Source organism: Pseudomonas sp. A-B-19, assembly GCF_019947515.1.
In the GTDB taxonomy this organism is placed as follows: Bacteria; Pseudomonadota; Gammaproteobacteria; order Pseudomonadales; family Pseudomonadaceae; genus Aquipseudomonas.
Genome location: NZ_JAGYGN010000045.1, coordinates 1 through 15334, shown reverse-complemented (window position 1 = coordinate 15334; position 15334 = coordinate 1). Strand labels below are relative to the sequence as shown.

Sequence of the window (15334 nt, the reverse complement as noted above, 5' to 3'; positions counted from 1 at the left end):
TCAACCCATGACTTTTCGTAAACCATAGAGCAGGTGGCAAGCTAGATGAACAAAAATAATAAGATCTGCCATGCAAACCTTCGCAAAGGGTTGTTGGCCTCCGCCATTCTCACCGGCCTGGGCATCGCGCCCGTGGGCGCTGTGGAGATCAACACGGGGAATGAAGACTTTGCGGTTCGCTTCGACAACACGCTGAAGTTCAACTATGCCCAGCGCGTGGAAGCCCCCAACAGCAAGTTGGCCAATTCGTGGAACAACAATGACGGGGATCGCAACTTCTCCTCCGGCAGTCCCGTTTCTCAACGACTGGATGTGCTGACCGAACTGGACGTGGTTTACAAAGAAAAAGTCGGTTTCCGTGTCAGCGCCAACACCTGGTACGACCACGCCTACGACGATATTGGCAGCGATAACGCCTCGACCAATCAACTCAACAACGGCAAGCCGGACTCTCGTCATCAAAGCGGTTACGCCGATCGGTATTACAACGGTCCTTCTTCGGAAATCCTTGATGCCTTCGTGTTTGGCAGCACTGAAGTCGGCGATGAATCACTGCTCAGCGGCAAGCTCGGCAGGCACACCGTTTACTGGGGCGAAAGCATCCTCGCCTTTGCCCATGGCAACAGTTATGGCCAGTCCGGCCTGGATATTTCCAAGTCGCTGGCGGTCCCGGGAACAGAAGCCAAAGAACTGTTCATTCCGCGAAATCAGTTGTCCACCAGCTTCACGATCAACCCGGAACTGACCCTCGCCGCGCAGTACTTCCTGGACTGGGACGCCGCGCGGTTGCCGGAATCGGGCACTTATCTGGGGTTCAACGACGGCATTCAAAATGGCGGGCACAACCTGTCGTTGATCGGCGGCCGAAACCCGCTGTTCGGCACACCTGGCCCACTGGGTGCCAACCAGTTCCTGCGGCTGAGCAACGGGCATACGTTTACCCCGGACAATCAAGGTGACTTCGGCCTGATGGCCAAGTGGAGCCCGGAATGGCTGCAGGGTACGCTGGGTTTCTACTACCGCAAAACCTCCGACATTCTGCCTAACCTGGTATTGCAGCCAACGGCGGTCGGCCCTGCGCAACTGATTTCCGGCAATGCCGGCAGCTACAACCAGTTCTATGTCGATGACATCGATATCTACGGCATCAGCCTGTCGAAAAGCATCGAAGGTGTCAGCGTCGGTCTCGACCTGAACTATCGCCACAACATGCCGCTGGCCAGCGTGCCGGCAACGGTCAGTCCGGCAGCCGGTGCTGCCGGTTTGCCTGGCTTCATCAGCAGCTTCGATGGTGACAACGGCGTGGCCCGAGGCAACACCGTGCACGCGGTGCTCAACGGCTTGACCACTTTCGGTGCGACTCCGGTCTGGGACAGCTCGACCTTGCTGGTTGAACTCGCCTACAGCCGCTGGCTGGACGTCACCGAGAACAAGCAGCTGTTCAAAGGCGAAGACTGGTATCGCGGTGTCGACAAGGTCACCAAGGACAACTACGTCCTGGGCGTCAACTTCAACCCGACCTGGTATCAGGTGTTCCCCGGCATCGATATGTACCTGCCGGCCAACTACAGCGTCGGTCTTGCGGGCAACTCGTCGGTTCAGCTCGGGGGTAACAAGGACTCCGGCAGCTACTCGGTGGGCGTTGGCATGGACGTGCACAACCAGTACCGGTTCGACCTGAAGTACGTGGACAACTTTGGTCCGTTCGACACCTGCGGCTCAGCCGGTGGTGCAGGTACACAGGGCGAGGGCGCCGCACCAGGGGCCAACGGCCAATACAACTGCGTACCGGGGCAGACCACTGCTTTCGGCGGTACTCAGCCTCAGCTCAAGGATCGGGGCATGGTCACTTTTACCTTCAAAACGACCATTTGATCGAAGTCTTTGCTTGATAGCAGGAGTCACTCCATGAAGTTCGTCAACACGCTTTTGTTCACTGCATTGACCGTTGCCATCGCGGGTGCGGCACACGCAGCCGTGGCCCCCGATGAAGCGGCCAGACTCGGCAACAGCCTGACAGGCGTCGGCGCTGAAAAGGCCGGCAATGCCGACGACACCATTCCGTCCTACACCGGCGGTCTCACCACGGCGCCGGCCAGTTTTCAACCGGGCAGTTCGTTCCGTCCGGACCCTTACGAGGCTGATAAGCCACGCGTCGTCGTCGATGGCAAAAACCTCAGCCAATACACCGACAAACTGACCGCGACCACGCAAGAACTGCTCAAGCGTTACCCGACGTTCCGGGTCGATGTGTTTCCCACCCATCGCAGCGTTGCTCTGCCGCAACGGTTGCTGGATAACACCGCAAAAAATGCCGTCGGCACCAAAACACTCGACGGCGGGGTAGCACTGGAAAACGCGTTGCCGGGCGTTCCGTTCCCGATCCCGAAAGATGGCTACGAGGCCATGTGGAACCACCTGCTGCGTTATCAGGGGTATGCCACCAATATCAAGTATGACTCCTGGAACGTCGACAGTTCCGGCCGGGCTATTCTGGCCACGACCGGTAATGGCTATCTGGAGTACCCGCTGTACGATCCGAAGCGTACGGAACCGGCGAAAGAGACGGATCTGTTCTTCAAGACCAAACTCTATTACCAGGCCCCGGCCCGTCGCGCAGGCGAAGCCATCCTGGTGCAGGATGCCGTCAACCCTCTGAAGATGGAACGTCGTGGCTGGCAATACCTGCCAGGTCAGCGCCGCGTGAAACTCGCCCCGGATATCGCCTACGACACGCCAAACCCTGGCTCGGCCGGTGCTTCGACCTATGACGATGCCTGGGTATTCAACGGCGCACTGGACCGTTACGACTTCAAGCTCGTCGGCAAGAAGGAAATGATCGTTCCTTACAACACCTACAAGCTGAACTATCACAAGATCGCTGCGGATATCACCACGCCGCATCACGTCAATCCGGACCTGATGCGCTGGGAGTTGCACCGCGTGTGGGTGGTCGAAGCCACGCTGAAACCGGGCAAACGCCACATCTACAGCAAGCGCACCTTCTACCTCGACGAAGACAGCTGGATCGCCCTGGCTTCGGATGAATATGACGCCAGCGGCAAGCTGTACCGCGGATCCTTTGCCCACTTGGCATACAGCTATGACGTGCAGGCGCCGAACTCCGATAACCACATGATTTATGACCTGGTCTCTGGCAGCTACAACATCACCGGCATCTACGGCCCGTACGGCGGCGTCAAGTACATCGACCCGCTTTCGAAAGCGCAATGGGCGCCTGAGTCATTGGCCGGCACGGGTATTCGCTGAGCCATGACGCAGGTGTTTTTTTGTCGTCGACAGTGTGTACCGCACTGTTCGACGGCTTTTTTTGCCGAGTGAATCTCATGAATACATTTAGATGGATTACGCTCGCTGCGCTGACTGTGGCGTTGGCTGTGCCATTCACCAGGGCCGTCGTCGCCGCCGATTTTGTCGACGTGCTGTCGAGCCCCGCGATTCAGAGTGAAAAGGCGATCAGCGGGATGTTCACCGGGTTGACCCGTGCAGGTCAGCGCCTGGTCGCCGTGGGCCAACGCGGCCATATTTTCTATTCCGATGATAACGGCGTCCGCTGGCACCAGGCACAAGTGCCGGTGAGTTCCGATCTGGTCGCCGTGCAGTTTCCGAGCCCGACGCAGGGGTGGGCGGTCGGGCACGACGGCATTGTGTTGCACAGCGACAACAGTGGTGAAACCTGGACGCGTCAGCTCGATGGCCGTCAGGTGGGGCAGATCATGCTCGAACATTTTCAGAGGCAAGCAGGGCAACAGCCCGATGATGCGTTATTGGCCGAGGCTCAACGAATGGTCGATGAAGGGGCTGACAAACCTTTTCTGGACGTTTGGTTCGCCAATGATAAAACCGGCTATATCGTCGGCGCGTTCAATCTGATTTTCCGCACCGAAGACGGCGGCCGCAGCTGGGTTCCGTTGATGGATCGCACTGACAATCCGGGGGCGCTGAATTTCTACGGGATGCGTGCCATCGGCGATGACCTGTTCATTGTCGGCGAGCAAGGCCTGGTATTGAAACTGGACCCGGTAACGCAACGCTTCATCAACCTCCCGACGCCCTATGGCGGCAGCTATTTCGGCATCACCGGCAAGCCGGGCTCGGTGCTCGTTTATGGCCTGCGGGGCAATGTTTATCGCAGCGTCGATCACGGCGTGAACTGGGACAAGGTTGAGCTGGGTCTGTCCTCGAGCATCACCGCGAGCACTATCACCGCCGACGGCCGAATCATCCTGGTCAGCCAGGCCGGGCATGTGCTTGTCAGCACCGACGACGGCGCCAGTTTCACGCTAAAGCCACAAGACCGCCTGGGGCCTGCCGCTGCGGCGCAGGCCATCGCATCAGGCGTCGTGGTGGTCGCAGGCGCACGGGGCTTGCGCCAGTTGCCCTTCGAATGAGCCCACCCCCCACATAATAAAAAGAGACGAGCCACTTCATGGGTAACTACAACCTCGATACGATGCCGGTGATCCGAGAGCTGAAGGGCTTCGATGCACGCTCCGGCAATGTCCTTGAACGTCTGATTTTCAACCATCGCCTGCTGGTGGTGCTGACCTGTCTGATCGTGACGGTAGTGCTGAGCTATTTCGCGGCCACTGGGCTGGCGCTCAATGCCAGCTTCGAAAAGATGATTCCGCAGAGTCAGCCGTACATCAAAAACTACCTTGAGAATCGCCAGTCGTTACGCGGGCTGGGCAATACGGTTCGAGTGGTGGTGGAAAACACCGACGGCGACATCTACGACCCGAAATACCTGGAGGTGCTCAAGCAGGTCAATGACACCTTGTTCCTGACCCCGGGCGTGGACCGGGCCTGGATAAAGTCATTGTGGACGCCTGCCGTGCGCTGGACCGAGGTCACGGAGGAGGGCTTTCGTGGTGGCCCGGTCATGCCGGACTCCTACGACGGTTCGGCCAGTGGCGTCGAGCAACTGCGCTTGAACATCTCCCGGTCCGGGATCATCGGCAGTCTCGTCGGCAATAATTTCAAATCGAGCATGATTGTGGTGCCGCTGCTGGAGAAGGATCCGGTCACGGGCGCCGCAATCGACTATCACCATTTTTCGCGGATGCTTGAAGAACAGCTACGCGACAAGTTTGAGTTTGCCGGCAGCAACGCGGTACACATCGCCGGTGAAGAGGGCAAAGGCCCGATCAAGATCCGCGTGATCGGTTTCGCCAAATTGGTGGGCGATCTGATCGATGGCCTGATGCTGATCATGATGTACTTCGGCGCCGCAGCGCTGATCGCCACGGCCATCATCTTTGGCTTTACCCGTTGCGTGCGCAGCACCGCGCTGGTGATTCTGTGCTCGGTGGTTGCGGTGGTCTGGCAACTGGGCCTGATCTCCTTGTTCGGTTACGTACTCGACCCGTTTTCGATCCTGGTGCCGTTTCTGGTGTTCGCCATCGGCGTGTCCCACGGTGCGCAGAAAATGAACGGGATCATGCAGGACGTCGGACGCGGCACCCATCAGTTGATCGCCGCGCGCTACACCTTCCGCCGTCTGTTCCTGGCCGGACTGACCGCATTGCTGGCCGATGCCGTGGGTTTTGCGGTGCTGATGCTGATCGACATTCCGGTGATCCAGGACCTGGCCGTCACCGCGAGCATTGGTGTGGCGGTGCTGATCTTTACCAACCTGGTGCTGTTGCCGGTGCTGTTGTCCTACTGTGGTGTAAGCCGCAAGGCAGCTGCCCGTACCCTGTGTCAGGAAAAGGATGAACTGCGCGGCAAGGGCCTGGGCAATCTCTGGAGTTTTCTTGATCGCTTCACGGAACGCCGCTGGGCTACCGGGGCCCTGGTGGTCGCGGGCCTGTTGGCAGTTGGCGGCTTCATGGTCAGCACGCATTTGAAGATCGGTGATCTCGATCCGGGCGCACCCGAACTGCGCGCCGACTCACGTTACAACCGCGACAACGCCTACATCACTGCCAACTATTCGCTGTCCAGCGACCAGTTTGCGGTCATGGTCAAAACCGCCAGCGAAGGTTGCCTGAAGTACGAAACCCTGGTGGAAGCCGATCGTCTCGGCTGGCTGCTGCAACAGCAACCGGGCGTGCAGACGACCGTGTCGCTGGTCAACGCGGTGCGCCAGATCACGGCGGGTTCCTATGAAGGCAACCCGAAAATGCTGACCGTCGCGCGCAACCAGAACGTGCTGAACTACGGCGCGCAACAGGCCTCGGTGAACAACCCGGAACTGTTCGACAGTGACTGTTCGATGATGCCGGTGATCGCCTATCTCTCCGACCACAAGGCCGAAACCCTCGATCACGTGGTGAAAGTGGCCGATCAGTTCGCCCGTGAACACAGCAACGACGATCGGCAGTTCATGCTCGCCGCCGGTAGTGCCGGGATCGAAGCGGCGACCAATATCGTCGTGCGCGAGGCCAATCGCACCATGTTGTTCTACGTGTATGGCGCGGTGATCGTGCTGTGCTTCATCACCTTCCGCAGCTGGCGGGCGGTGGTGGTGGCGGTCGTGCCGTTGATGCTGACGTCGATTCTCTGCGAGGCGTTGATGGTCTGGCTGGGCATGGGCGTGAAGGTCGCGACCTTGCCGGTGATTGCCTTGGGTGTCGGCATCGGTGTCGATTACGCGCTGTACCTGCTCAGCGTTCAGTTGGCTCAGCAGCGTGCCGGCCTGTCGTTGACCGAAGCCTACAAAAACTCCGTGGCCTTCACCGGCAAAGTGGTGGCGCTGGTCGGCATCACCCTGGCGGCGGGCGTGATCACTTGGGCGTGGTCGCCGATCAAGTTCCAGGCCGACATGGGCATCCTGCTGACCTTCATGTTCATCTGGAACATGGTCGGCGCCCTGGTGCTGATCCCGGCGCTGTCGCATTTCCTGCTCCGTCGTGCTCCTTGATCAACCCTGAAAGGCTATTTATCCAGGGGCACGATCAGCGGGCCGGCGAAGGCCTGCATGATCAACGCCACGGGTTGCCGGTGGCTGACCAGTTGGGCCATGGCGTTCATGTAGGGCGTCAGGTGACGGAAGTATTTCTTGTAGCTCGGGCACAGGTAGTTCAGGCCCGGCTCGCCGTCGGGCGCATTCATGAAACGGTTTTTCGGGCATTCGCCATGGCAGGCGAAGCGGTAATCGCACTGCTGGCAATACCTCGGCAGTGTCTCTTCCTTGGCGGCGCCAAAGGCTTGTTGCGCAGCAGAGGCGAGTAGTTCGGCAGGGTCATCGGTCTTCAGGTTGCCCAGCAAATACTCGGGATACATGTAGTGATCGCAGGAGTACACGTTGCCGTCGTGCTCCACGATCGCCGCTTTGCCGCAGCGCGGGCTGAACAGGCACACCGAGGCCGGCAGCTGACACCATGAGGCCAGTGCCCATTCGAAGTTCATGACATGAACCTCCCCGACATCCTGGCGTACCCACTCGTCAAAAATCGTGATGAGAAAATCGCCATAAGCCTCGGGGGCAACCGTTTGCTCCGTCACCATCGCGGGCTCCGGCACCACGTGCAAGCGCAGCTCCGGCGGGATAGCGAAATGCAGACCCAGACTGACCTGTGAGGCGCTGGGCTGGCGTTCTACCACGGGGTTGAACTGAATATGACGAACGCCTTCAGACTTGAGGAATCGATAGATTTCCAGGGGATATCTGGCGACATCACGCGCCACGGTAACCAACACATTGAAGTCGACGCCATGCTGCTTGAGCAGTTCCAGGCCGTGCATCACGTCATCGAAACTGGAGTGCCCGCGCTTGTCGGGGCGATAGAGGTCGTGGACGAATCGAGGGCCGTCGAGGCTGATCCCCACCATGAAGCGTTCACGGGCGAGGAATGCGCACCAGTCGTCACTGAGTAACGTGCCATTGGTCTGCAACGTGTTGCGAATGACTTTGTTGCCCGCGAACTGGCGTTGATACAGGACCGCGCGCTGGAAAAAATCCAACCCCAGCAACGTCGGTTCGCCGCCTTGCCAGGTAAATTCGACTTCAGGCGTGGGCTGGGCCTCGATGTAGCGCTGCACATACAGACGCAGCACCTCGTCGGTCATGCTGAAGCGTTCCCTGGGCGGGTAAAGCTGTTCTTTTTCGAGATAGAAACAGTAACTGCAATCGAGGTTGCAGATCGGCCCGACGGGTTTGGCCATGAGATGCAAGCCCTGGGGCGGGGTTTCGTGGGTAGGCATGGGGGCAGTGTCCGGGAGTCATCAATCTGCCGCCCGGTTATCCGGGCGGCATTGAGGGTCAAGGCAAATACGTCACGTGTACGTCCTTGACCTTGCCATTGAACGCGAAGGGCGCACGCTCGAAATAGTCCAGGGTGACGGGGGAACCGAGGTCCTGAGCCACGTCGAAGGTTTCGCTGGCGGTGAACGTCAGTGCCGGAGTAAACGGCGTCACCCCTTTGGCGGCTTCCTGCCCGTCAAGTCGCAGGCTCAGGTTGGCCGGCGCTCCAGGCTTGGCTGACGACAGGGTCGTCAGCACTTCGATACTGACTTTGCCTGCAGGTACTCGTTCGGCCGAACGCAGTTGGACTCGAGAGATAGCCAGCGCGTTGTACTCGTAGATCAGGAAACCGTCATCCATGTACAGGCTGACCCCGCCGCCGATACCGCCCAAGGCATACAACACACCGGTGGCGTTAGCCGGAACGTCGGCGTCGACGACGACTTTGCTGTTCTGATTGCGCAGGTTGGGGGCCGCAAACTCCGGAAAGCGCTGGACGCGATCACTGAAGTGCCATTCGCGTTGGCTGCTGGAGATTCGTGCAGTCGGATCGAGGAAGGGGTAGAGACCGGCACCGATCGGATAGACATGGTTCGCCTTGGCCTGCACGTCAAACTCTGCCTTGAGCTCTGCAAGCTTTTGCGGATTGCTCGCGGCTACATCGTTGGCCTGGGAGTAGTCGTCTTGCAGGTTGTAGAGCGACCATCGATCATTCGCCGGATTCCAGCCCATGAACTGCGCAAAGCCTTGCACCCAGGGTTTGCGCGGGCCAAAAACCGAGGCCATCCAGCCATCCTTGTAGATGCCGCGACTGCCCAGGACTTCGAAGTATTGCGCCGGTTTTTTCGACTTCACCTGAGCGTCGTTGAAGGTGTAGCGCAGGCTGACGCCATCCATTGGGTCCTGAGCGATACCGTTGACCTCTTTGGGTGGCGTGATCGACAGCACGTCGTAGACCGTCGGGACTATGTCGTTGACATGGTGGAATTGTCCGCGAACTGTGGCGTCGGCCTTGATCTGTTTCGGCCAGGAAACGGCCAGCGGCGTGCGCGTACCGCCGAAGTAGCCGGCGACCAGTTTAGTGCCTGTGAATGGCCCTGAACCTGCCCAGGCCCACGCGGCGTTGTACATGCTTTCAAGTTTAGGACCGCCGAGCGCGGACAAACCGCCATACATCTCATCGAGGATTTTCAACTGCTGCTCTTTGGGAACCGGAATCCCGTTCTGGGCCAGCAACTCATTGATCGTACCCTCCATCCCCTCGGAAGAAGCGCCGTTGTCGCTGAAGACATAAAAGATCAGCGTGTTGTCGCGCTGACCTTCACGCTCCAGTTCATCGAGGATCTTCCCGGCCTGCGTGTCGGCATGTTCCAGGAAGCCGGCATACACCTCCATCAACCGTGCCTGATACTGCTTCTGTTCAGAAGACAGGCTGTCCCAGGCTGGGAGTTCCGCCGGGCGCGGGGTGAGGACGGCGTCCTGCGGGATAAAACCCAGCGCTTTCTGGCGAGCGAACGTCTGCTCACGATAGGCGTCCCAACCACCGTCGAACTTGCCTTTGTATTTATCGGCCCACTGCGCATTAACCTGGTGCGGGCCATGCACGGCCCCCGGTGTCCAATACATGAAAAATGGTTTTTCCGGCGCGTAGGTCTGATGGTCTTGCAGCCAGTTTACGGCCTGATTGGCGAGATCTTCGCTGAGGTGATATTTCGGATCTCGCGCCGGTTCGATTGGCGTTGTGTCGCGGTACAGACGCGGTTCGTACTGAGAGGTTTCGCCGGCCAGGAAACCGTAGAAATGTTCAAAGCCGTAGGCCGTCGGCCATGTATCGAAAGGACCGGCCGCCGTGGTGTCCAGGGGTGGTGTGTTATGCCATTTGCCGAACGCGGCGGTGCTGTAGCCATATTGCTTGAGCACCTCGGCCATGGTCGCCGAGCTTTTGGGGATCTTGCCGGTGTAGCCTTCCCAATCGGTGGCCAGCTCTGCGATGACGCCGTTGCCAACTCGATGATGGTTGCGTCCGGTAAGCAATGCGGCGCGAGTAGCGGAGCTGATGGCCGCGGTATGAAAAGCGTTGTAGCGCACACCGCTGTCGGCGACTCGACTCAGGGTCGGCGTATGGACTGTGCCACCGACTGTGTCGGACTGCGCGAAGCCGGCGTCATCGAGCATGATCACCAGTATATTGGGGGCCTCGGCAGGAAGGTGGGATTGCTGCTGACGTTTTTGGTGCCTGGATTCTTGCAGCGTCGGTTTGGCGTCACTGGCCGAGGTCGTCGGCGGGAAGGGCAGTGAGTCTTGTGCGGATGCGACCGAGCTGGCCAACAGTGCGCAGAGTTTCAGGGTGAAACGTCCGGCGGGTTGCAGCTTCTGGGACATGGGTGTCTCCGTTTTTTATTCATTGCAACGGCGCAGCCGCCCGGTCGAACACCGGACGGCCGAGAGATTGGCGGGCGGGTCAGACCGCAAAGCTGGTGATGTCTTTGGGCTCGATATCGTTGGCTTTGCAGAACGCCAGGTAACGATCCACGCTGGATTTCCAGTTCTCGACGGCCACGACGTTGTTGTTATCGTCGTAATACAGCAGGTCGCCCTGGGTGATGTTCAAGGTGATCAGTTCATCGCCATATTCAGTCAGCACGATCGGCGTGTGGCTGGACCCCGCGGTTTCGAACACCACGCCGCCCTGTGTCGAGATCCAGTCGTGCTCCAGGTATTTCCAGCCACCCTTGACGGTGTAAACGATGACAGTGCCGGAGTGATGGTGCTTGGGCAGAGAAGACCCGGCCGGGGCCTTGAGCAGGGTGATGGTTTCCCCGCGAACCGGGTCGCATTTGATGTATTTGATGAAGATTTCATCGCTGTAAGGTGCGAACGGAACCCACGGCAGGTCCTCGTCGTTGATGGAGGAGGTGTCGATGTTTTCATAAAACATGCTTGTTGTTCTCTGTTGGACGGTGGAAGGATTTGCGCGGTGCATCAAGAGCATCGTGAACAGACCGTGCTCACACCGCCCCCCTCTTGAGGAGGGGGATCCATCCAATGGCGTTGAATCGCGGCATGCCGAGTGCCGTGCAAATAACGCCCCAACAACAACGTATACGGTTTGTGGCCACCGCCGGCCTTTGGGTCATCGAAGCGGACGTCAGGGCCTCTGCGAAACCCTGACGCCCCGGTCCAGCGGCGCCAGGCCTGGGCCGTCCGCTGCAACCGGTGGTCAGATGCTCAATTGATCTTGACGATCGCCGGTGGACTCCAGGTGCCTTTGCCAGGCGGCAGGACGGAAGGGTTTTCCGTCTTCGGCCAATACAGGCGCATCACCATGTAGATCAGATCATTCGGGGCGGGCAGCCAGTTGCTTTCCTTGTCCGCGCCGGGCGAGTCCTTCTGGATGTAGAGCGTCAACGAGCCGTCTGCGTTTTTCTTCATGTCAGGCAGCATCGGCGAGTTGATGAGGTAGCGATTGATCGGATTCTTGATCAGCAGTTGGCTCTTGCCGTCGTACATCGTTACCGACCAGAAGGCGTTGACCGGCGGGAGCTGTCCAGCGGGAAAGGTGAGGGTGTAGTTGTGTTTGCTGCCATCAAGCGGCGTACCATCGGACAGGATCTTGGCCATCGGATACGTGGCCTCTTCGGCGTCGTTGGCGTAGATGCCCGCTTGTGCGATGGCGGCGCGCTTTAGCCAATTACCGTTGTAGAACGCGGCATCACCGCCGGAACTCACGATGTTCCAGCCATTGACCTGCGTGCCGAGATGATTGACCGCATTCTGGACCTTCGCATGCCCAGCCTGCATGCCCTCGACCACAGCGGCCTTTTGCTCGGCGGAGAGCGCCTGGAAGTTGAAGTCCTTGCCGGCGCCAATGCCCATGCGGGCCAGCTTCGCGCGGATCGCCACTTCATCCGGGCTGGCCGGGGCAAATTGCAAGGCAAAGCCCAGATACTTGAAGAAGTCGGTCTTGGCCAGGGCCTTGTCAAACTTCGGAAAGTTGATCGCCGGCGCGGCAGGCGGCGCGGGCTGCTTGAGATAAGCCGATAACGGCTGGGTCGCATAACCGGCCTGGATCTTTTCGACGTTTGGCATGTCCGCCGGATTGAAGAGCTGGGTGCGAAAAATCACGAAGAGCAGTTGCGTGTCGGAACGAAACACCTTCTTGATGCCAGGCGGGGTCACGCCCTTCCAGTCTGGGCCGACCAGCAGGTAATCGCCGGCTTCGCTGCCGGTGGTTCGGCTGCCGATGTAACCGAAGTTGTTGGTGTTGTTATCGATGAGCTGCACCGAGTAGTACCGCGGTTTCTCCACTGTCGGTACCGAGAGCACGACCGGCTCGCTACGCAGGTCCATGAACATCAAGGAATACGGCGTGTCGCTGTTCGGCGAGACGATGGCCGTGTCCTTGTAGCTAAAGACTTTGTGCATGTTGTAAATGTGGTTGAACGGCGCCTTGTACTGGCCGGAGCTCTTGTCCACGGCATATTCATGCAGGGTCCCGTAGTTCATCACGATGGGCAGACCGTAGATGTAGCCTTCCTCGGCGATGGCTTTCGTCTCGGCGGGTGTGATGTCCGCGGCCTGGGCGTGCGTAAATCCAAGGGACGCGAGCAATATCATGGCACAGCCAAATGTTCTCGGTAATGTGGTTATCATGAACCTGAAACTCCATTTTTCGTGTTAGACGGGGGTGTCGGTCAGCTAACTGCTAATCAGGCGATATTCCCCAAAGGCAGGAACCCCTGACGATCTTGATGCATATCTGTGCCCATCAAGGAGGCAACTTCTCGAATCTCACCGAATCGCAGGCGATCAATCATTCAAGCGCTAAACGCACATCTCTCGGATCGTTTCACTTGGGAAAGAGTAGTGTATACGCCACCCGAAAGCCCCAACCATGTGCACCATCCTCAGGACTGTCCGCCCAGTATCGCGGCCCCACCTGAAGGCTCATGGGCTGCTTGCCGACTTTGAACAATTGCGTCACGAACAGGTTGATCGGCACATTCCACTCCCTGGCTTCCCAGTCGTAAGTGGATTCTGTATTAATGCCAAAACTGGTGTACGACGCTGTGGTATAGACCAGAAAGGGTTGCAGATACGTCTGGTTGACCTTCTCCTTGTCATTGGCCGGGTTGTTGTCCAGCGACCAGATGTGGTTCGCCAGAATACCGGTCGTCCAGCCGTTGGCCTGCTTCAGCGCCACCGCTGTCGGTCCAATCCCCCATTGTTCGCTACTCAGTAGCTCATCACTACCGGTCGGTAACAACAGCGCGGGGCCCGCACCCCAGATCCAGCCGTCCTCGGTAGGCTTTTTGGGAGAGAAGAAGAAGCTTTGCGAGGTGTCGCCCACTCCGCTTTTATCGGCGATGCCCCTCGGTGCCAGTCCATGCTGATCAATGATCGGGAGGATCGTGCGAGAGATCAGATTCCAATCGTCATTGAGTGAGAAGGGTAGAACCGGCTGGATATTGGTGACACTCTGGATTCCATCACCTGAGGGCCCCATTTTCTGATTCCAGTTGTACTGGATGGGCAAGCTGTACAGTGCCGCGACGGGATTCAATGACTGTTTAGCCAGTTCCGCCTGCTCGTCAGCCTGACTGGAAACGGATACACCGAAAACCGACAGTGCGAGCAAAAGTCGTTCAATGCGTTTGTACATATCGAAATCCTTGAATGCGAATCGCCGCAGGCTCCTCGACGATCAAGGGGAGCCCGCTAACGATAGGCAGAAACTGCTTGAGCACCTGCTGTGACGATTACTTGAGTAACGTCTGCATGTCGCTGGTCATTCCCTTGATGGCCGCTTTGAAGTCATTCGCGGTGATTTTCTGGCTGGCGTTCTTCAGGTTCTCGCCAAACACTTTACGCACGGCTTTTGCGACCGGTGCACCGGTTTTGGCGTCGATCAAGTCCGCCTCGATATACAGCTCGGTATTCTGGTCGCGATGCCCGGTGGCGGCCTGAGTTGCACCTATGACTGCCGCGACCGGCACCACTTCGTACCATTTCATGCCTTCGTTGGTGGCTGTCACGCCAGTGATTGCCGCCTGCAGGATCAGCGCTCGCTCGCCTTTGCGAACATCGCTGGAGTCTGGAACGACCAGGTAATTCTGGGACAATGCCTGCCTGGCGCTTTCAGTGGTGTAGGCCTGCAGTTCCTGTAATGTTTTCAGGTCCACGCGTTCATCCGGCTTGGGCGCCGGATACAGTTCCAAACGCTCGAAGACCACCGTGGAATAATCCGCAGGCTTGAATCCTGGCGCCACCCAGCGCAGCACTTCCACGCCACTTGGCGAGGTGGTTTCCTGCAGGCCGCCATAACTCTTCAGAAAGCCGGAGTACTGTTGTTGCTCGGTAACTTTCGATACGCAACCGGTCAGCAACAAGCTGCTCAGTGCGGCACCCGCTATCCATTTGTGCGAGAAGTTCATGTAACGGTACTCCTTGAGGGATGTGTTCCTGAATGTCTTTCATTCAAGGCCAGACCCGGTGGCCTCAGCCTTTTCGGCAATAAGGCCCGCTGGATCTCTGCCTGAGCAATCGAACGGCTGCTTGCCAACTGCAAGCAGCCGCAAATTCGTTTACTTCGATGCCACCACTGCCGGCGGCTGCCAGCTGCCGCTGCCGGCGGGAAGAATCGAAGGCGCCGTGGCCTTCGGCCAATAGAGGCGCATCACCAGATAGGCCGTGTCGTCAGGCGCCGGCAACCAGTTGGCCTCCTTGGCCTTGCCCGGCGAATCCTTCTGGATGTACAGGGTCAGCGAACCGTCCGCGTTTTTCTTCATGGTCGACAGCATCGGCGAATTGATCAGGTAGCGGTTGAGCGGGTTCTTGATCAGCAGCTGGCTCTTGCCGTCGTACATGGTCACCGACCAGAAGGAATTGACGGGCGGCAGTTTGCCGGCGGGGAAGGTCAGCGTGTAGTTGTGCTTGCCGGTATTCAACGTCTGGCCGCTGCCGTCGGTACGCGTAATGGGGTACATCGCCTCGGCGGCGTCGTTGCCGTAGAGACCCGCCTTCGCGGCGCCAGCCCGCATCAGCCAGTCGCCTTTGTAGAACGCCTGGTCGCCGAAGAACGCGCCGATGCTCCACCCGTTGATATTTTTCAAGCCGTTCGAGAGA

Annotated in this window: 11 protein-coding genes; 4 read left to right on the top strand and 7 right to left on the bottom strand. The window is 58.6% G+C overall.

From position 1 onward, the window contains the following. Positions 1–45: 45 nt before the first annotated feature. The 4 genes from KGA81_RS28925 to KGA81_RS28910 all read left to right on the top strand — a co-directional run bounded on the left by KGA81_RS28925 (position 46) and on the right by KGA81_RS28910 (position 6886). Complete coding sequence (locus KGA81_RS28925) at positions 46–1875, top strand: DUF1302 domain-containing protein (protein ID WP_223550926.1); 1830 nt, start codon at positions 46–48, stop codon at positions 1873–1875. A 33-nt stretch (positions 1876–1908) separates the two neighbouring features. Then, the gene (locus KGA81_RS28920; RefSeq protein WP_223550923.1) at positions 1909–3270 is read left to right on the top strand and encodes a DUF1329 domain-containing protein; all 1362 of its coding nucleotides are present in this window, start codon (positions 1909–1911) and stop codon (positions 3268–3270) included. Positions 3271–3347: 77 nt separating this feature from the next. Continuing rightward, a complete protein-coding gene (locus KGA81_RS28915) occupies positions 3348–4412 on the top strand; it encodes a WD40/YVTN/BNR-like repeat-containing protein (protein WP_223550921.1) in 1065 nt (354 codons plus the stop codon). A gap of 38 nt (positions 4413–4450) precedes the next feature. After that, positions 4451–6886: an efflux RND transporter permease subunit gene (locus tag KGA81_RS28910; RefSeq protein WP_223550918.1), complete on the top strand. Its 2436-nt coding sequence runs from the start codon at positions 4451–4453 to the stop codon at positions 6884–6886. 14 nt (positions 6887–6900) lie between these two features. Here KGA81_RS28910 and KGA81_RS28905 read toward each other — a convergent pair whose 3' ends face one another. The 7 genes from KGA81_RS28905 to KGA81_RS28875 all read right to left on the bottom strand — a co-directional run. Further along, positions 6901–8169: an anaerobic sulfatase maturase gene (locus KGA81_RS28905; RefSeq protein ID WP_223550915.1), complete on the bottom strand. Its 1269-nt coding sequence runs from the start codon at positions 8167–8169 to the stop codon at positions 6901–6903. A 58-nt stretch (positions 8170–8227) separates the two neighbouring features. Further along, entirely contained in the window at positions 8228–10591 is a 2364-nt protein-coding gene (locus KGA81_RS28900; protein WP_223550912.1) for an arylsulfatase, read from the bottom strand. 79 nt (positions 10592–10670) lie between these two features. Then, positions 10671–11147, bottom strand: coding sequence for a 2,4'-dihydroxyacetophenone dioxygenase family protein (locus KGA81_RS28895; RefSeq protein ID WP_223550909.1), 477 nt, complete (start codon positions 11145–11147; stop codon positions 10671–10673). Between the two features lie 290 nt (positions 11148–11437). Further along, positions 11438–12826, bottom strand: a complete 1389-nt coding sequence (locus tag KGA81_RS28890; RefSeq protein ID WP_411736581.1) for a DUF1254 domain-containing protein — start codon at positions 12824–12826, stop codon at positions 11438–11440. Positions 12827–13058: 232 nt separating this feature from the next. After that, positions 13059–13871 carry a transporter gene (locus tag KGA81_RS28885; RefSeq protein ID WP_223550904.1) on the bottom strand — a complete coding sequence of 271 codons (813 nt, stop codon included), beginning with the start codon at positions 13869–13871 and terminating at the stop codon, positions 13059–13061. A 97-nt stretch (positions 13872–13968) separates the two neighbouring features. Next, positions 13969–14643, bottom strand: coding sequence for a DUF3313 domain-containing protein (locus tag KGA81_RS28880; protein WP_223550901.1), 675 nt, complete (start codon positions 14641–14643; stop codon positions 13969–13971). A gap of 150 nt (positions 14644–14793) precedes the next feature. Next, a partial coding sequence (locus KGA81_RS28875; protein WP_223550898.1) for a DUF1214 domain-containing protein occupies positions 14794–15334 on the bottom strand: 541 nt, incomplete at its 5' end.

What these genes read in the sequence shown, in the direction of transcription:
- KGA81_RS28925 (WP_223550926.1), top strand. Translation starts at nt 46, where the DNA reads ATGAACAAAAATAATAAGATCTGCCATGCAAACCTTCGCAAAGGGTTG.
- KGA81_RS28920 (WP_223550923.1), top strand. Translation starts at nt 1,909, where the DNA reads ATGAAGTTCGTCAACACGCTTTTGTTCACTGCATTGACCGTTGCCATC.
- KGA81_RS28915 (WP_223550921.1), top strand. Translation starts at nt 3,348, where the DNA reads ATGAATACATTTAGATGGATTACGCTCGCTGCGCTGACTGTGGCGTTG.
- KGA81_RS28910 (WP_223550918.1), top strand. Translation starts at nt 4,451, where the DNA reads ATGGGTAACTACAACCTCGATACGATGCCGGTGATCCGAGAGCTGAAG.
- KGA81_RS28905 (WP_223550915.1), bottom strand. Translation starts at nt 8,169, where the DNA reads ATGCCTACCCACGAAACCCCGCCCCAGGGCTTGCATCTCATGGCCAAA.
- KGA81_RS28900 (WP_223550912.1), bottom strand. Translation starts at nt 10,591, where the DNA reads ATGTCCCAGAAGCTGCAACCCGCCGGACGTTTCACCCTGAAACTCTGC.
- KGA81_RS28895 (WP_223550909.1), bottom strand. Translation starts at nt 11,147, where the DNA reads ATGTTTTATGAAAACATCGACACCTCCTCCATCAACGACGAGGACCTG.
- KGA81_RS28890 (WP_411736581.1), bottom strand. Translation starts at nt 12,826, where the DNA reads ATGATATTGCTCGCGTCCCTTGGATTTACGCACGCCCAGGCCGCGGAC.
- KGA81_RS28885 (WP_223550904.1), bottom strand. Translation starts at nt 13,871, where the DNA reads ATGTACAAACGCATTGAACGACTTTTGCTCGCACTGTCGGTTTTCGGT.
- KGA81_RS28880 (WP_223550901.1), bottom strand. Translation starts at nt 14,643, where the DNA reads ATGAACTTCTCGCACAAATGGATAGCGGGTGCCGCACTGAGCAGCTTG.